Raw genomic sequence first — 16,668 nt, 5'->3', positions numbered from 1 at the left:
GGCGCACCCGTCCGACCGCCCGACGGCCCTCCCGGACCGTCCGTCCGCTCCGCCGCCCCGTGTCAGGCCCCGCCGGTGTGGACTTGGAACGCGGCCCGGCGGACCGCCTTGGCCAGGGCCGGGTCCGGGTGGGCGGCGGCCAGCGCGACCAGGACCTGCACGGTGCGCGGGTGACCGACGGCGCGGACCTCGTCCAGCAGTCGCGGGACCGTGGTCCGGACGGCCGAGTCGAGGTGGCGGGCCAGCAGGTCGGCCTCGCCGTGGTCGGCGATCGCGGCGGCCGTGTCCACCCAGAGCCAGGTCGACTCCTCGGGGGTGAGGACGTCCTGGGCCTCGTCGGGGTCGACCCCGTCGTGCTCGGCGAGCCAGAGCAGGGCGTACGGCCGCAGGGCGGGCTCGCGGGCGGCGGCGCGGACCTCCGGCTCGGCGGGGGCGCCGACCACTCGGAGGGCCTCGAAGGCGAGGCCGCGCAGCAGGGCGTCGTCGCCGCGTGCGGCGTCCAGCAGCTCACCGACGGCATGGCCGACGGGGCGGGCGGCGAGCCAGGCCCGGTACTCGGCCCGGGCGGGGCCGGGGGTGAGGCCGGCGCAGCCGTGCAGCATGGCGGCGGCGGACTGTTCGATGTTCCCGGCGGGGCTCTGCGCTGCCACGCAGATCTGCTCCAGCTTGACCCAGACGGCCCAGCTGCCGAGCGGGGTGAGCGAGGCCTGCGCCGGGCCGAGGACGACGGCGTCCACGGCTGCGAGGCCGCCGAGCGCCCAGCGCAGCAGCCGGGAGAGCGGAACCGCTGCCACCGGGGCGCCGGCCGCGGGGGCGCCGGCCGCAGCGGTCGCGGGGGCGGGTTCCGGTGTGCCGTCCGGCACGGCGCCGGCGGGTGCGCCCGCTCGCGCGGGGGTGTCGTACGGGACCTCGCAGCGCTCGTCGCGGAGTTCGGCGACGCGCTGGCCGAGCAGGTCCAGCAGGTCCGGGACGGTCACGGGGCCGGCGGACAGCTGGAGCAGGGAGAGCAGCTGGGGCATCGCCTCGACGACCTCGGCGACGACGGCGGGCGCGATGTCGGCGGGCGCGGGGTGCACCAGCGACCAGGCGTCGAACAGGGCGACCCAGCCGCGCAGGACGGCGCTGTCGTCACTGTCCCAGGCCCGCAGCCGCCAGCCCGGCCGGGCGTGGCCGCCGTGCACCTCGACGAGCCCGGCGAGGCGGGCCCGGTCCCAGCCGGCCCGGATCTGTCCGTGGGTCAGGCCCAGTTCCTCGGAAGCCGCTTCGACGTCCACGGTGGGCAGGGCTCCGGCCGGGGCGGGCCGCCCTCCGTCGCCGGCTCCGAGGTTGCGTTCGGCCCACCGGGAGAGCCGTACGGCGTCGGCGAGCGAGGCCCGGGCCCGGTTGGCGAGTTCGGCCGGGGCGGGGGTGCCCGCCGGGGGCCTGGAGGCCGGCCGGGTGCGCCGGTCCGTCACCGCCTTGCGGGCCGTTGCGACGGAGCGCGGGGAGACGAGTCGGAGTCTGGAGTCGCGAACCAACTGCTCATCAGGCTTTCGGGACGTCACGGAAGAAGTCTCGCCCGTCACTGGCCGAAAGCCCAAACGGAATGGGCCGTTGTCCGAGCCCGGCGCGGGGGCATTCCTGACATATCACCACCCGTGCCCCTGTGGGCGCACGGGCATCACATCAGGGGGGTGAGGAAGCGGCGCAGGGCTTCCTCGTAGCCCTGCGGGTCGACGTTCCACATCGCCCCGTGCGGGGCGTCCCGGACGGTCCGCAGGGTGACGAGGTCGGGCCGGGCGGCGGCGAGCCGGCGGGAGTGCTCCCAGGGGGCGAGGGTGTCGTCGGGGCCGTGGAAGATCAGCACGGGAACGCGCAGCGCCCCCGGATCGTCCCCGGGCGGCCGGTGGCCGGCCCGCAGCCCGGCGCGCCCCTCGGCGGCGCGCACGGTCAGCGGCAGCAGGGCGGCCGGGGTGTTCCGCGCGGCGACGAGCGCGCGCAGGGTGGTGTGCCAGTCGAGCACCGGCGAGTCGAGGACGAGCCCGCCGATGCGGTCGGCGAGGGCGGAGCGCTCGGCGGCGCGCAGGGCCATGGCGGCGCCGGTGGACCAGCCGTGCAGGACGACGCGGCGGGCGCCGTAGCGCAGGGCGTAGCGGATGGCCGCGTCCACGTCGCGCCATTCCGATTCACCGAGGTGGCCGAGGCCGTCCGGGGAGGCGGGGGCGCCGAGGTCGCCGCGGTAGGCCAGGGAGAGGACGGGCAGCCGGAGGCGGTGCAAGAGGGGCATGACCACCATCGGGTGCTCGCGGCTGGTGCCGAGCCCGTGCACGGCGATGACCCAGGTGCCGCGTGCGGCGGGCAGGAACCAGGCGGGCAGGGCGCCCAGCTCGCCGGGGACGTCCACGTCGGCGTGTTCGAGTCCGAGGGCGGTGCCCGGGTCGCCCACGTGGACCTGGGGGGTGAGGGAGACAGGGGCCCCGGGGTCGAGACTGCCGTGGGTGACGGCCAGGAGCCGGCGGACCACGGTGTCGGGGTCGTGGGCGACGTCCTCCAGGACGGAGCCGACGACGGCGTGCACCCCGGGCGCGGTCAGGCCGTAGGTGCCGGGGCGGAGCGAGGCCAGGGAGCGGGTCAGTGCGACACGGCCCGGGGCGGTGGAGTGGACGCTCAGCCCGGGCCCGTCCGGCAGGGGGCGGCCGGGCCGGGGGCGCAGGGCGGCGTCCGCGGCGTAGCGGCCCGCCGCGACCGCTGCCGCGCCGGCGCCGACGAGGGTGGTGGCGACGACTGCGGCCGTCGCTGTGGCGGTACGCACCGCTCCAGTGTCGAGGCGGGAGCGCGGGCGGGCCACCGGGGAAACGGGCCGGTTTCCGGGGCGCCGGGAAGCGGAACGCCGGCCGAGCTGCCGGATGGGGTTCGCGGGGCGGGCCCGGCAGGGCATCCGGAGGGCGTGATGTGGATCACTTTCGGCTCCGCTTCCGGGCGGATCCAGGGGCCGGCGGGCCGGGCGGGAGGGTTGGTCAAGCCCGCTTTGACATGCATTAATCGACATATAGACCCTGAAAACGGGACGACGATCAGGGTGGGGCGCCACGCCGGTACATCGCACCGACGGTGCCAGTTCATCTTCCGTTCACCCAGGTTGCCTACGGTCGCCTAGCCACTGACGCCAAACAGAAGCCTGGGTAAATGGAGCACATAACGCTTCTCCTCGGGATCGTGATCATCACCGCTCTCGTGTTCGACTTCACGAACGGTTTCCACGACACAGCCAACGCGATGGCGACCACCATCTCGACCGGCGCCCTCAAGCCCAAGACGGCGGTGGCGATGTCCGCCGTGCTCAACCTCGTCGGCGCTTTCATGTCCGTGGAGGTCGCCAAGACGATCTCCAAGGGCCTCGTCAACGAAGAGGGCATCCAGCCCGAAGTGATCTTCGCCGCCTTGGTCGGCGCGATCCTCTGGAACCTCGTGACCTGGCTGGTCGGCCTGCCCTCCAGCTCGTCGCACGCCCTGATGGGCGGCCTGATCGGTGCCGCGGTCGCCTCCGCCGGCATCGGCGCCGTCAACGGTGACGTCGTCGTCACCAAGGTGCTCATCCCCGCCGTCGCCGCGCCGGTCGTGGCTGGTGTCGCCTCGATGCTGGCCGCCCGCGTCACGTACAAGCTCGGCGGCCGGGTCGGCGAGAAGACCTCCGCGAAGGGCTACCGCGCCGGCCAGATCGCCTCGGCCGGCCTCGTCTCCCTCGCGCACGGCACCAACGACGCGCAGAAGACGATGGGCATCATCACCCTGGCGCTCGTCGCCGGCGGCGCCCTGGACTCGGGTGCGAACCCGCCGGTCTGGGTCATCGTCTCGGCCGGCGTGGCCATCGCCCTCGGCACCTACCTCGGCGGCTGGCGCATCATCCGCACCATGGGCAAGGGCCTGACCGACCTCCAGCCGCAGCAGGGCTTCGCCGCCCAGACCTCGGCCGCGAGCGTCATCCTGGCCTCCTCCAGCCTCGGCTTCTCCCTCTCCACCACCCACGCCTGCTCCGGCGCGGTCATGGGTGCCGGCCTCGGCCGCAAGGGCGGCGTGGTCCGCTGGTCCACCGCCACCCGCATGTTCGTCGCGTGGGGCCTGACCCTGCCGGCCGCCGCCCTGGTCTCCGCGCTCGCCGAGTTCGTCATGCGCACCGGTGACGTCGGCATCGCCGCGGTGACGGTCTTCCTCGTCGGCTCCTGCCTGGCCATCTGGCTGATCTCGCGCCGCAAGGTCGTCGACCACAACAACGTCAATGACGTCCAGCCGGCCGACGCCGAGGCCCCGGGCGTGGTCACCACGGCCATGGCCGCCGTCACCGTCCCGCCGACCGCCGCCGCCGTGGCGGGCGAGGAGCTGAAGGCCACCATCCCGGCCCCCGCCTCGACCAGCCCCACGGCCCCCGCGGCCACGGTCTGACCCCCGCGAACGACAGAGGAATCCGCAGTATGAAGATCGACTGGGCAGCCCTCGGCTCCGTCTTCGGTGTCAGCCTCTCCGCCACCGTCGCCCTCGTGGCCCTGTTCACCCTGGGCCTGGTGGGCCTGTCGAAGCACGAAGCAGCCGTCGAGCAGGGCGGCGCCGCCACCCTGGCGCGCAGCGGCGCGTACGCCTGCTTCGCGGTCGTCACCGCGGCCATCGCCTACGGCATCTACCTGATCGTCAGCTGACGGCCCGGGCCAACACCGGGCAACACCGGGCAACACGCGCGAAAGCTCCCTCCGGGTCCTCCGGGGGGAGCTTTCCCGTGCCCCCGGCCGGATCCCGACGCGTCCGCGACCGCGTCCTCGACCGCGTCCTCGACCGCGTCCGCGACCGTGTCCGCGGCGGTCCCGTGTGACCTGCCTCGCCGCAGGTCAACGGCGAGTTGACGGGCGTTCGCGGTGCGTGGTGGACTGCCCGGGCCATCACGGCGGCACGGAGAGGAAGTCCGGTGAGATTCCGGCGCGGTCCCGCCACTGTCACCGGGGCGCACGCGGCACGTGCGGTCCGGGAGCCAGGAACTCTCGCCGCCGGACACGTCGAACCAGGGCGCGGACCCTGAGTGAGGACATACCTGCAACCATGCGTGCCGATCGCGTCTTCGCGTACGGCGCCACGGCGGGCCTGATCGGCGACCGGATCCTCGGGGATCCGCGCCGCGGGCACCCCGTGGCCGCTTTCGGACGGGCCGCCGCCGCCGTCGAACGCGCCCTGTGGCGCGACGACCGCGCCCGCGGCGTCGTCCACACCCTCGTCTGCGCGGGGGGCGCAGCCGCCGTCGGCGCGCTGGCCGCCCGCGCCGTGCGCTCCCGGTCCGCGGCCGCCCGGATCGCCGTGACCGCCGCCGCCACCTGGGCCGTCGTCGGCGGCACCACCCTGGGGCGGGAGGCCCGCGCCATCGGTGGGGCGCTCGCTGCCGGGGACGCCGAAGTGGCGCGCGAGCGGCTGCCGCACCTGTGCGGGCGCGACCCGCAGGCCCTGGACGAGCAGCAGATGGCCCGCGCCGTCGTGGAGTCGGTGGCCGAGAACACCTCCGACGCAGTGGTCGGGGCCCTGGTGTGGGGCGCCGTCGCCGGCGTCCCCGGGCTGCTCGCCTTCCGCGCCGTGAACACCCTCGACGCGATGGTCGGCCACAAGTCGCCCCGCCACCTGCGCTACGGCTGGGCCTCCGCCCGGCTCGACGATCTCGCGGGCTGGCCCGGCGCCCGGCTGACCGCACTGGCGGCCGTCGTCGCCGGCCCGGACCGGCGGGGGGCCGTACGGGCCTGGCGCGCCGACGCCGCCGAGCACCCGAGCCCCAACGCCGGGCCGGTGGAAGCATCCTTCGCGGGGGCCCTCGGCGTACGGCTGGGCGGCACCCTCTCGTACGGCGGGCGGGTCGAGCACCGGGCCGTGTTGAACGGCGCGGCCGGCCGGCCGGTGGAGCTCGCGGACATCGAGCGGGCGGTACGGCTCTCGCAACAGGTGACGTGGCTGGCGCTGGGGACCTGCGTGGCACTGCGGTACGCGGTGTCGCGACGGCCCGGCAGGCCCGGGGGGCCGGGCACACCGGGGAAGTCGGGGAAGTCGGGGACGTACGGGAGGGGACGGACATGAGCGGCCGGAAGCGGGCGGGGGGACTCCTCGTCGCCGGTACGACGTCGGACGCGGGCAAGAGCGTGGTCACGGCGGGCATCTGCCGCTGGCTGGTCCGCAAGGGCGTGAAGGTGGCGCCGTTCAAGGCGCAGAACATGTCGCTCAATTCGTTCGTGACCCGCGAGGGCGCCGAGATCGGGCGGGCCCAGGCCATGCAGGCGCAGGCGGCGGGCGTGGAGCCGACCGCGCTGATGAACCCGGTCCTGCTCAAGCCCGGCAGCGACCGCAGCAGCCAGGTGGTGCTGTTGGGAAAGCCGGTGGGCGAGATGAGCGCGCGCGGCTACCACGGCGGCCGGCAGGAGCAGCTGCTCGGCGTCGTCACGGACTGCCTGGAGCAGCTGCGGGGCACGTATGACGCCGTGATCTGCGAGGGGGCGGGCAGTCCGGCCGAGATCAACCTGCGCCGGACCGACATCGTGAACATGGGCATCGCGCGGGCCGCGCGCTTCCCGGTGGTCGTGGTCGGGGACATCGACCGGGGCGGGGTCTTCGCCTCCTTCTTCGGGACGACGGCACTGCTGTCGGAGCAGGACCAGTCCCTGATCGCCGGCTACCTGGTGAACAAGTTCCGCGGTGACGTGTCGCTGCTGGAGCCGGGGATGGAGATGCTCCGGTCGATCACCGGCCGGGCCACGTACGGGGTCCTGCCGTACCGGCACGGGCTCGGCATCGACGAGGAGGACGGCCTGCGGGTCTCCCTGCGCGGCGCCGTGCGCGAGTCGGTCGTCGCCCCGCCGGTCGGCGAGGACGTGCTGCGGGTCGCGGTCTGCGCGGTGCCGCTGATGTCCAACTTCACGGACGTCGACGCCCTGGCGGCGGAGCCGGGCGTGGTGGTGCGGTTCGTGGACCGGGCCGAGGAGCTGGCCGACGCGGACCTCGTCGTCGTACCCGGCACCCGCGGCACGGTGAAGGCCCTGCAGTGGCTGCGCGAGCGCGGACTGGCCGACGCCCTGGCGCGGCGGGCCGCGGAGGGCCGGCCGGTGCTCGGCATCTGCGGCGGCTTCCAGGCGCTCGGCGAGCGTATCGAGGACGAGGTCGAGTCGAAGGCGGGCGTCGTCGAGGGGCTCGGGCTGTTGCCGGTACGGGTCCGCTTCGCGCAGGAGAAGACCCTGGCCCGGCCGACGGGCTCGGCGCTGGGCGAGCCCGTCGACGGGTACGAGATCCACCACGGGGTCGCCGAGGTGCTGGGCGGGGAGCCGTTCCTGGACGGCTGCCGGGTGGGGTCGGTCTGGGGGACGCACTGGCACGGGTCGCTGGAGTCGGACGCCTTCCGCCGGGCCTTCCTGCGCGAGGTCGCGGCCGCGGCCGGACGGCGCTTCGTCCCGGCCCCGGACACCTCGTTCGCGGGGCTCCGGGAGGAGCAGCTGGACCTGCTCGGCGACCTGATCGAGGAGCACGCCGACACCGGAGCCCTGCTCCGCCTCATCGAGGCCGGCGCCCCCGTCGGCCTCCCGTTCCTCCCGCCGGGAGCACCATGACCACCACCGTCCCCGCACGTGCGGGGAGCACGGGAGCACCTCGACCAGGTGGTCGTGCAGGAGCGGGTCAGCCCTGCCGGGGCAGGGAGCATGCAGCGGGTCCGGTTCTCCCCGGACGCATGAGCGTGCGCATCGTCGACAAGCCACTCGAAGGAGTGATCGGTTCATGAGCAGCGCCCTCTTCCCCTTCTCGGCCGTGGTCGGCCAGGACGACCTCCGGCTGGCGCTGCTGCTGAACGCCATCAGCCCTGCGGTCGGCGGGGTCCTGGTGCGCGGTGAGAAGGGCACGGCCAAATCGACGGCGGTCCGTGCGCTGGCCGCCGTGCTGCCGGAGGTCGACGTCGTGCCCGGCTGCCGCTTCAGCTGCGCGCCCGCCGTCCCGGACCCGGCCTGCCCCGACGGCCCCCACGAGCCGGGCCCCGGTACGGCACGACCCGCGCGGATGGTGGAGCTGCCGGTCGGCGCCTCCGAGGACCGCCTGGTCGGCGCGCTCGACATCGAACGGGCCCTCGCCGACGGGGTGAAGGCCTTCGAGCCGGGCCTGCTCGCCGCCGCGCACCGCGGCATTCTCTACGTCGACGAGGTCAATCTGCTCCATGACCACTTGGTGGACTCGTTGTTGGACGCGGCCGCCATGGGCAGTTGCCACATCGAGCGCGAAGGAGTGTCCGTCCGGCACGCCGCCCGGTTCCTGCTCGTCGGCACGATGAACCCGGAAGAGGGCGAGCTTCGCCCGCAGTTGCTCGACCGGTTCGGGCTGACCGTGGAGGTGGCCGCCTCCCGGGAGCCGGGGCAGCGCGTCGAGGTGGTCCGGCGCAGGCTCGCCTTCGAGGACGACCCCACGGCTTTCGCCGCCCGCTGGGCCGGTGACGAGGCCGACGTACGGACCCGGGTGGTCGCCGCGCGGGCCCTGCTGTCGAAGGTCCGGCTCGGCGACAACGCGCTGCTCATGATCGCGGCGGTCTGTGCCGGCTTCGAAGTGGACGGCATGCGCGCCGACATCGTGATGGCCCGCACGGCGACCGCGCTGGCCGCCTGGGCCGGGCGTACGGCAGTGCTCAAGGAGGACGTGCGGCAGGCCGCACTGCTGGCCCTCCCCCACCGCCGTCGGCGGGCTCCCTTCGACGCGCCGGGGCTCGACCAGGAAAAGCTCGATGAGATCCTGGACGGCTTCGCCGACGAGGAGCCCGAGCCGGACCCGGAGCCGGACCCCGAGGGCCCGGACGACGACGGCGACGGCGACGGCGCCGGCCCCGACGGCGGCGGTGGCGGCCCCGACGGCGGCGGTGGCGGCCCCGACGGCGGCGGAGTCCCCCCGCAGGCCGGGCCCGAGGCGCCGGAGGCGTCCCATGAGTCGCCCGACTCCGCCGATGCCCCGGAGGTCGCCGACTCCCCCGCCCCGCAGCCATCCGCACCGCAGCCCGCCGCCGGGCAGGGCGGGGACTCCCCCGAGCAGGCCGCCGTACGGGCCGGGGAGCCGTTCCGGACGAAGGTGTTCAGCGTGCCGGGCCTCGGCGAGGGCGCGTCCGGGCGCCGCTCCCGGGCCCGCACCGCGCACGGCCGCACCACCGGCGCCCAGCGCCCCCGCGGCCAGCTGACGAAACTGCACCTGGCGGCGACCCTGCACGCCGCCGCCCCGCACCAGAAGGCGCGCGGGCGCAGCGGCCGCGGGCTCGTCGTCCGCAAGGACGACCTGCGGCAGGCCACCCGGGAGGGCCGCGAGGGCAACCTCGTGCTCTTCGTCGTCGACGCCTCCGGCTCGATGGCGGCCCGGCAGCGCATGGGTGCGGTCAAGGGCGCGGTGTTGTCGCTGCTGCTGGACGCCTACCAGCGCCGCGACAAGGTCGGACTGGTCACCTTCCGCGGCGCCGGCGCCGACCTCGCGCTGCCGCCCACCTCCTCGGTGGACGCGGCCGCGGCCCGGCTGGAGCGGCTGCCGACCGGTGGCCGGACCCCGCTCGCCGCGGGCCTGCTGAAGGCCCGTGAGGTGCTGCGGGTCGAGCGGCTGCGGGATCCGAGCCGGCGCCCGCTGCTGGTGGTCGTCACCGACGGGCGGGCCACCTCGGCCGGCACCCTCGCCGGCGACGCCCGCACGCTCGCGGCACGCAGCGCCCGGCTGCTGGCGGCCGAGGGGGTCGCCTCGGTGGTCGTGGACTGCGAGACGGGGCCGGTCCGGCTGGGCCTGGCCGGGGTGCTGGCCGCGGACCTCGGCGGGCCGGCCGTGACGCTGGAGGGGCTGCGGGCCGACGCGCTGGCCGGGCTCGTGAAGAACGTACGCACGTCGGCGATGGCGCCGTCGTCATCGCACACCAACAGGAGGGCAGCGTAATGCCGCAGGGACAGCCGACCGTCATCCCCGACGACGGACTCACCACCCGCCAGCGCCGCAACCGCCCGCTCGTCCTCGTCCACACCGGGCCGGGCAAGGGCAAGTCGACGGCGGCGTTCGGGCTGGCGCTGCGCGCCTGGAACCAGGGCTGGCCCATCGGGGTGTTCCAGTTCGTCAAGTCGGCCAAGTGGAGGGTCGGCGAGGAGAACGCGCTGAAGGTGCTCGGCGCCTCCGGCGAGGGCGGCAGCGTCGTCTGGCACAAGATGGGCGAGGGCTGGTCCTGGGTCCAGCGGGACGCGCAGCTCGACAACGAGCAGGCGGCCAAGGAGGGCTGGGAGCAGGTCAAGCGCGATCTGGCCGCCGAGACGCACCGGCTGTACGTGCTGGACGAGTTCGCGTACCCCATGAAGTGGGGGTGGATCGACGTCGACGAGGTCATCGAGGTGCTCCGCCACCGGCCCGGCACCCAGCACGTGGTCATCACGGGTCGGGACGCGCCGGAGAAGCTGATGGAGTTCGCCGACCTCGTCACGGAGATGACGAAGGTCAAGCACCCGATGGACGCGGGCCAGAAGGGCCAGAAGGGCATCGAGTGGTGACCTCGCAGGTGTTCGGCGTCCCGCGCCTGGTGATCGCCGCGCCCTCGTCGGGCAGCGGCAAGACCACCGTGGCGACGGGTCTGATGGCGGCCTTCACGGGACGCGGGCTGGCCGTCTCCCCGCACAAGGCCGGCCCCGACTACATCGACCCCGGCTACCACGCCCTGGCCACGGGGCGGCCGGGGCGCAACCTGGACGCGTATCTGTGCGGGCCGGAGCTGGTGGCTCCGCTGTTCGCGCACGGGGCGGCCGGCTGCGACCTCGCGATCGTCGAGGGCGTGATGGGGCTGTACGACGGGGCCGCGGGGCGCGGTGAGCTGGCGTCGACGGCGCAGGTCGCGAAGCTGCTGCGGGCACCGGTGGTGCTCGTCGTGGACGCCTCCTCGCAGTCGCGGTCGGTGGCGGCCCTGGTGCACGGGTTCGCGTCGTTCGACCCGCAGGTGCGGCTCGGCGGGGTGATCCTCAACAAGGTCGGGTCCGACCGGCACGAGGCGATGCTGCGGGAGGCGCTGGAGGAGGCGGGCACCACGGTGCTGGGCGTCCTGCGGCGGGCGCCGCAGGTGTCGGCGCCGTCGCGGCACCTGGGTCTGGTGCCGGTGGCCGAGCGCCGGGCGGACGCGGTCGCTTCGGTGGCTGCACTGGCGGAGCAGGTCCGGGCCGGCTGCGATCTGGAGGCGCTGCTGGCGCTGGCCCGGTCGGCGCCGGCGCTGGACTGTGCCGCCTGGTCGCCGGAGGGCGCGCTGGCCGCAGTCGGGACCGGTGCGACGGTCACGGCCGGGGCCGACGGGCCTGCGGCGGGCCGGGGTTCGGGGCGGCCCGTGGTCGCCGTCGCCGGCGGGGCGGCGTTCACGTTCTCGTACGCCGAGCACACCGAGCTGCTCGCCGCGGCCGGCGCCGAGGTCGTCACCTTCGACCCGCTGCGCGACGAGCAGCTGCCCGAGCACACCGCGGGCCTGGTCATCGGCGGCGGGTTCCCGGAGGTGTACGCCCCCGAACTCGCCGCCAACGAGCCGCTGCGCAAGGCCGTCGCGGACTTCGCGGCGGCGGGCGGTCCGATCGCCGCCGAGTGCGCCGGGCTGCTCTACCTGGCGCGGAGCCTCGACGGGAAGCCCATGTGCGGGGTGCTGGACGCCGACGCACGGATGTCGGAACGCCTGACCCTCGGCTACCGCGAGGCCGTGGCCGTGTCGGACAGCTCCCTCGCCGCGGCCGGAACCAGGCTGCGCGGCCACGAGTTCCACCGCACGGTGATCGAGCCGGGCGCCGGCGACACCCCCGCCTGGGGGTTCACGCACTCGGAGCGGCGCGTCGAGGGGTTCGTCCGGCAGGGCGTGCACGCCAGCTACCTGCACACGCACTGGGCGGCGGAGCCCTCCGTCGCCCGCCGCTTCACGGGAGCGGCGGCGTCCCGCCCGTGAGCTCATTCCGCCAGGCCCACCACGAGCCAGATCCCGGCCACCCCGCCCACCGTGCACAGCAGCGTGGACAGCGCCGGGTGCTCGTGGTGCGCCTCGGGCAGGATCTCGGCGGCCGCGAGGTAGAGCAGTGCCCCGCCGAAGAAGCCGAGGTACGCCCCGAGCGGTTCCTCCGGAAGGGTGAACAGCAGAGTGGACGCCGCGCCCACCACCGGGGCCGCGGCGTCCGCCAGCAGCATCAGCTGGGCCCGGCGGCGGGCGTTCCCGTACACGCGGGTGAGGGTGTACGTGTTGAAGCCGTCGGCGAAATCGTGGGTGACCACGGCCAGTGCCACGGCGAGCCCCATCCCCCCGCCGACCTGGAAGGCGGCGCCCAGCGCCACCCCGTCGGCGAGGCTGTGGCCGACCATCGCCGCGGCCGCCGCCAGGCCGACCTGCGGGACGCGGCCGTTCTCGGCGCCGTGCGCGGCGTGGCGCACGGCGAGCAGGCGCTCCCCGAGGTGCGCGGTGAGGAAGCCCGCGACGAAGAGCAGCAGGGCGAGCGGGACCCCGAACACGGGGCGGCCGGCCGCCCCCAACGATTCGGGCAGCAGGTCGAGACCGACCACGCCGAGCATCAGCCCGCCGGCCAGGCCCAGGACGAGGTGGCGGCGGTCGTTGACGCGCTGCGCCGTCCACCCGCCCGCGAGGGTCATCAGGAACGCGCCCAGCGCCACGATCACGGCCATGTGCCCCTGAATACCGACTGCGGGCCGCGCGTGCACATCCGCGCGCGGGCCGCGGGCGACGCAGCATTGACGACTACGGAGGGGGCTTGATCCCGGTGGGTGACTACGCGACGAAGCTGGTGGTCGGGGTCGGCGGACGGGCCGGGGTGTCCGTGGCCGAGGTCTGCGCCCTGGTCGAGGAGACGCTGCGCGGGGCCGGGCTGTCCGCCGGCGCGGTGAAGGCACTGGCCACGGTGGAGTCGAAGGCCTGCGAGGCGGGGATCGCGGGTGCGGCGGAACGTTTCGGCGTGCCACTGCTGAGCTACCCGGCCGAGCAGCTGGCCGGGATCTCCGTGCCGCACCCCTCGGACGTGGCGCGCGACGCCGCAGGGACCTCCTCGGTGGCGGAAGCCGCCGCGCTCGCGACCGGCGGCGAACTCCTCGTCCCGAAGCGGCGGTCGGTGGCCGCGACCTGCGCGGTGGCCACGGCGCAGGCGCACGACCTGCGGCACCACGGGGACGCGGAGGTGCGGGGTGACGGGGCGTCGCTGGTGGACCTCGCGGTGAACGTACGGGCGCACATGCCCCCGGCCTGGCTCAAGCAGCGCATCGCGGCTTCGCTCGACGTCCTCTCCGCGTACCCGGACGGGCGTGCCGCCCGCGCGGCGGTGGCGGACCGGCACGGGCTGCCGGTCGAGCGGGTGCTGTTGACGGCCGGGGCCGCGGAGGCGTTCGTCCTCATCGCGCGGGCCCTGGACGCGAAGCAGCCGGTGGTGGTGCACCCGCAGTTCACGGAGCCCGAAGCGGCGCTGCGGGACGCGGGGCACCGGGTGGAGCGGGTCGTGCTGCGGGCGGCGGACGGTTTCCGACTGGACCCGGCGGCGGTGCCGGAGGAGGCGGACCTGGTGGTGGTCGGCAACCCGACCAACCCGACGTCGGTCCTGCACCCGGCGGCGACGCTGGCCGCGCTGGCCCGGCCGGGCCGGGTGCTGGTCGTGGACGAGGCGTTCATGGACGCCGTCCCGGGCGAGCGGGAGGCGCTGGCCGGGCGGACGGACGTCCCGGGGCTGGTGGTGCTGCGGAGCCTGACGAAGACCTGGGGGTTGGCGGGGCTGCGGGTGGGCTACGTGCTGGCCGAGCCGGAGGTGATCGCGAAGCTGGCGGCCGCGCAGCCGCTGTGGCCGGTGTCGACGCCGGCCCTGGTGGCGGCCGAGGCGTGCGTGACGCCGGAGGCGCTGGCGGAGGCGGAGGCCGCGGCCCGGCAGATCGCGGTGGACCGGGCCCATCTGCTGGCCGGGCTCGCCGAGTTCGAGGAGATCACGGTGTCGGGGGTGGCGGAGGGCCCGTTCGTGCTGATCCGCGTGCCGGGGGCGGCGGAGGTGCGCACCCGCCTGCGGAACCTCGGCTTCGCGGTCCGTCGCGGGGACACCTTCCCGGGCCTGGACGACTCTTGGCTCCGGCTGGCGGTGCGCGACCGCGCGACGACGGGCCGCCTGCTGCAGGCCATGGACCACGCGCTCGCCCTGACGTCCCCCTGAGCCGCCCGCCGCCCACCCCGGCGCCGGCGCAGCGCTCTGACCTGCGGCTCAGCGAAATGTGCCGGGCGTCCCCGATTGGCGGTACGGGGTCGTGTGGGTGATGATCTGCGCATCGGCACGGAGTCACCGGGGGGATCCGCGATGAAGGCAGCCGCCAAGGCAGGCGTGGCAGTGGCAGGACTGGCAGTGGCGGGCGGCGCGGTGTTCGCCGTCCCCGCCCTGTTCGACGGGGGCGGCAAGGACGGCGGCGCATCCGGCGAGCAGCGGCTCGCCGGCGGCACGTCCGGCCAGGGGAAGAACAAGGACAAGGGCGAGGACCGGGCGGGGCCTGCCGCGCCGGCCGACGCCCGCCCGTTCACGCTGCTCGCGACGGGGGACACGATCCCGTACCCGTCGATCATCCAGCAGGCGGCGGACGACGCGAAGGGCAGCGGCCAGAGCCACGACTTCCGCGGGATACTCGCCGGGGTCAAGCCCCTGGTGGCCGCCGCCGACCTGGCGATATGCCACCACGAGATACCGTACGGCCGGCCCGGCGGCCCCTACACCGGGTACCCGGCCTTCAAGGCCCCGCACCAGCTGGCCGACGCGTTGAAGGACGCCGGCTACGACAGCTGCTCGACCGCTTCGAACCACACGCTGGACGACGGCTACGACGGTCTCGTCCGCACCCTCGACCACCTCGACCGGGTCGGCATCAAGCACGTCGGCTCGGCCCGCAGCGCCGAGGAGGCCAAGGCCCCGGCGGTGCTCTCCGCGGGTGGCGCCAAGGTCGCCCAGCTGGACTACACGTACGGCACGAACGGCATCCCGCTGCCGTCCGGCAAGCCGTGGGCGGTCAACCTCCTCGACCAGAACCGGATCATCGCCGACGCGCGGGCGGCGCGGGCGGCCGGGGCGCACGTGGTCGTCCTCAGCATCCACTGGGGCACCGAGTGGCAGACGGCGCCCGACCAGCAGCAGCGCGACCTGGCGCAGGCCCTCACCGCCTCGCGCGGTCCGGACGGCCTCCCCGACATCGACCTGATCCTCGGCACGCACAACCACGTGCCGCAGCCCTACGAGAAGATCAACGGCACCTGGGTGGTCTTCGGCATGGGCGACCAGATCGCGAGCTTCTACGAGCCCGAGAAGCTGCGCGGCAACATGTCGTCGATCCCGCGGTTCACCTTCTCCCCGTCTGCCGCCCACCCGGGCCGCTGGGAGGTGGTCAAGGCCGAGTACCTGACCCAGTTCTCGGACCGGGGCGGTCCGTTCCGCGTGGTGTGCACCTCCTGCGCCGCCGACGGCGGCGGGTCCGGTGCGGCCGGGCGGTCGGAGTACGCCGCGGTCGACAAGCAGATCAGCGAGGCCGTGCTGTCGCGCGGGGCCGACAAGCAGGGCCTGCAGCGCGCGACGCGCTGACCCGGCCCGCCCCCTCCAGCCGGGCCGGGTCCGCGCCCCGGTGCTGCGGTGGTGCCGCGCCCGGTGCTATGGGGTGCGGCTGCGCCGGGTCACGACCAGCGCGACCGCTCCGGTGCCCAGCAGGACCAGTGCGCCGCCCGCGACGTACGGGGTGGACGAACCGCCGCCGGTCTCGGCCAGGTTGGCGTCCGTGGTGATTCCCGACCCGGTGCCGGAGGCGCCAGTCTGCGGCTTGATGTCGGGCTGCCCGCCCGGGGCGGCGGCGGGCTTGGTGCCGGGGCCCGCGGAAGGGGGCGGACCGGCCGGGGACTCGCACCGTGCCTCCGCGAGGACGATCTCGCCGTCGACCTGCGCCACGTTCAGGTTCAGCGGGTTCACCGACACCTTGAGCCGGAGCGCGGCCGCGGCGGCGGTGGTGGACGTCGTCTCCTTGGCGGAGAGGTCCATGCTGACCAGGCCGACCCCCGGGACCTCCACCTTGGTCGGGCCGCCGGCGGAGAGGGTGACCTTCTTGCCGAGCACGGTGGCCGCGCCGAGCACGTTGGCCTCGGCCTGCGGCTTCTTCCCGGCCTCGCAGACGGCCTTGGAGGTCACCTTCTCCACCTCGATCAGGGAGAGCGCGGGCAGTCCGGGGACGTGCACCTCGGCGTGGGCGAGGTTGGCCTCGGCCACGGCGCGCTGCTGGTCCGCGGTGGCCTTGGAGGTGGCCACGTCGGCACGCAGCACGCTGACCGGCTTGCCGCCCTCGGCCCCGTCCACGGCGACGGTGAGGGCGGTCTTCTCGGCGGTCGCCGGTGCGCTGACCTCGTTCAGGGTGGTCTTCAGCGGGACGTGGACGGCCTTGTTGAGCAGGCCCACGTCCAGTCCGGCGCGCAGCACGGCAGCGCCGGCCTTGCCCCCGCCCGCGGCGGAGCCTGCGCCGGTGCCGCCCGTGCCGCCCGTGGCGGCGGCGGGCGGGGCGGCCAGCAGGGCGACCGCTCCCACGGCGAGCAGGGCGGCCGCGGGCGTGCGGAAGGTGTTGCGGTTCACGGTGGGAAACCCCCAGGGAGACGGGAGCCGTCGCGCGCCAATGGGGGACATC

The 16,668-nt window shown here is 75.2% G+C and carries 13 protein-coding genes and 1 riboswitch; of the genes, 9 read left to right on the top strand and 4 right to left on the bottom strand.

Annotated features, from left to right (window positions below; all coding sequences use genetic code 11):
• Positions 1 to 62: 62 nt before the first annotated feature.
• On the bottom strand, positions 63 to 1,544 hold the full coding sequence (locus ACFV7Q_RS04725) for a hypothetical protein (protein ID WP_385423565.1): 1,482 nt from the start codon (positions 1,542 to 1,544) through the stop codon (positions 63 to 65).
• A gap of 116 nt (positions 1,545 to 1,660) precedes the next feature.
• The gene (locus ACFV7Q_RS04720) at positions 1,661 to 2,791 is read right to left on the bottom strand and encodes an alpha/beta hydrolase family protein (protein WP_385423563.1); all 1,131 of its coding nucleotides are present in this window, start codon (positions 2,789 to 2,791) and stop codon (positions 1,661 to 1,663) included.
• A gap of 374 nt (positions 2,792 to 3,165) precedes the next feature.
• Here ACFV7Q_RS04720 and ACFV7Q_RS04715 point away from each other — a divergent pair, with 374 nt between their 5' ends.
• The 7 genes from ACFV7Q_RS04715 to ACFV7Q_RS04685 all read left to right on the top strand — a co-directional run bounded on the left by ACFV7Q_RS04715 (position 3,166) and on the right by ACFV7Q_RS04685 (position 11,941).
• Positions 3,166 to 4,419, top strand: a complete 1,254-nt coding sequence (locus ACFV7Q_RS04715) for an anion permease (RefSeq protein WP_385423561.1) — start codon at positions 3,166 to 3,168, stop codon at positions 4,417 to 4,419.
• Between the two features lie 29 nt (positions 4,420 to 4,448).
• Positions 4,449 to 4,670: a hypothetical protein gene (locus ACFV7Q_RS04710; RefSeq protein WP_385423559.1), complete on the top strand. Its 222-nt coding sequence runs from the start codon at positions 4,449 to 4,451 to the stop codon at positions 4,668 to 4,670.
• Positions 4,671 to 4,921: 251 nt separating this feature from the next.
• A riboswitch (cobalamin riboswitch) is annotated at positions 4,922 to 5,006 on the top strand.
• Between the two features lie 58 nt (positions 5,007 to 5,064).
• Positions 5,065 to 6,078 (top strand): cobalamin biosynthesis protein, encoded by a 1,014-nt coding sequence (locus ACFV7Q_RS04705; RefSeq protein WP_385423557.1) that lies wholly within the window; start codon positions 5,065 to 5,067, stop codon positions 6,076 to 6,078.
• Complete coding sequence (locus tag ACFV7Q_RS04700; RefSeq protein ID WP_385423555.1) at positions 6,075 to 7,595, top strand: cobyric acid synthase; 1,521 nt, start codon at positions 6,075 to 6,077, stop codon at positions 7,593 to 7,595. Before ACFV7Q_RS04705 ends, ACFV7Q_RS04700 begins: the two co-directional genes overlap by 4 nt.
• 166 nt (positions 7,596 to 7,761) lie before the next feature.
• A complete protein-coding gene (locus tag ACFV7Q_RS04695) occupies positions 7,762 to 9,924 on the top strand; it encodes a putative cobaltochelatase (RefSeq protein ID WP_385423553.1) in 2,163 nt (720 codons plus the stop codon).
• Positions 9,924 to 10,523 (top strand): cob(I)yrinic acid a,c-diamide adenosyltransferase, encoded by a 600-nt coding sequence (gene cobO, locus ACFV7Q_RS04690; protein WP_385423551.1) that lies wholly within the window; start codon positions 9,924 to 9,926, stop codon positions 10,521 to 10,523. The genes ACFV7Q_RS04695 and cobO overlap by 1 nt, the downstream gene beginning before the upstream one ends.
• An 8-nt stretch (positions 10,524 to 10,531) precedes the next feature.
• Positions 10,532 to 11,941 (top strand): cobyrinate a,c-diamide synthase, encoded by a 1,410-nt coding sequence (locus ACFV7Q_RS04685; protein WP_385423669.1) that lies wholly within the window; start codon positions 10,532 to 10,534, stop codon positions 11,939 to 11,941.
• Positions 11,942 to 11,943: 2 nt separating this feature from the next.
• Here ACFV7Q_RS04685 and ACFV7Q_RS04680 read toward each other — a convergent pair whose 3' ends face one another.
• Positions 11,944 to 12,666, bottom strand: coding sequence for a ZIP family metal transporter (locus ACFV7Q_RS04680; RefSeq protein ID WP_385423549.1), 723 nt, complete (start codon positions 12,664 to 12,666; stop codon positions 11,944 to 11,946).
• Between the two features lie 86 nt (positions 12,667 to 12,752).
• On the opposite strand from ACFV7Q_RS04680, the gene cobC reads away from it, so the two are divergent.
• Positions 12,753 to 14,183 carry an Rv2231c family pyridoxal phosphate-dependent protein CobC gene (gene cobC, locus ACFV7Q_RS04675; RefSeq protein ID WP_385423547.1) on the top strand — a complete coding sequence of 477 codons (1,431 nt, stop codon included), beginning with the start codon at positions 12,753 to 12,755 and terminating at the stop codon, positions 14,181 to 14,183.
• Between the two features lie 141 nt (positions 14,184 to 14,324).
• The gene (locus ACFV7Q_RS04670) at positions 14,325 to 15,587 is read left to right on the top strand and encodes a CapA family protein (RefSeq protein WP_385423545.1); all 1,263 of its coding nucleotides are present in this window, start codon (positions 14,325 to 14,327) and stop codon (positions 15,585 to 15,587) included.
• 66 nt (positions 15,588 to 15,653) lie between these two features.
• On the opposite strand, the gene ACFV7Q_RS04665 is transcribed toward ACFV7Q_RS04670, so the two are convergent.
• Positions 15,654 to 16,616 carry an SCO1860 family LAETG-anchored protein gene (locus ACFV7Q_RS04665; protein WP_385423543.1) on the bottom strand — a complete coding sequence of 321 codons (963 nt, stop codon included), beginning with the start codon at positions 16,614 to 16,616 and terminating at the stop codon, positions 15,654 to 15,656.
• Positions 16,617 to 16,668 lie beyond the last annotated feature (52 nt).

Source organism: Streptomyces sp. NPDC059851, from assembly GCF_042732005.1.
Lineage (GTDB): Bacteria > Actinomycetota > Actinomycetes > Streptomycetales > Streptomycetaceae > Streptomyces.
The sequence above is the reverse complement of the archived record's forward strand: the minus strand, read 5'-3'. Positions and strand labels throughout refer to the sequence as shown.

Bases quoted from the DNA above. Each gene is read 5' to 3' on its own strand.
- ACFV7Q_RS04715 (WP_385423561.1), top strand. From the start codon at position 3,166: ATGGAGCACATAACGCTTCTCCTCGGGATCGTGATCATCACCGCTCTC.
- ACFV7Q_RS04710 (WP_385423559.1), top strand. From the start codon at position 4,449: ATGAAGATCGACTGGGCAGCCCTCGGCTCCGTCTTCGGTGTCAGCCTC.
- ACFV7Q_RS04705 (WP_385423557.1), top strand. From the start codon at position 5,065: ATGCGTGCCGATCGCGTCTTCGCGTACGGCGCCACGGCGGGCCTGATC.
- ACFV7Q_RS04700 (WP_385423555.1), top strand. From the start codon at position 6,075: ATGAGCGGCCGGAAGCGGGCGGGGGGACTCCTCGTCGCCGGTACGACG.
- ACFV7Q_RS04695 (WP_385423553.1), top strand. From the start codon at position 7,762: ATGAGCAGCGCCCTCTTCCCCTTCTCGGCCGTGGTCGGCCAGGACGAC.
- cobO (WP_385423551.1), top strand. From the start codon at position 9,924: ATGCCGCAGGGACAGCCGACCGTCATCCCCGACGACGGACTCACCACC.
- ACFV7Q_RS04680 (WP_385423549.1), bottom strand. From the start codon at position 12,666: ATGGCCGTGATCGTGGCGCTGGGCGCGTTCCTGATGACCCTCGCGGGC.
- ACFV7Q_RS04670 (WP_385423545.1), top strand. From the start codon at position 14,325: ATGAAGGCAGCCGCCAAGGCAGGCGTGGCAGTGGCAGGACTGGCAGTG.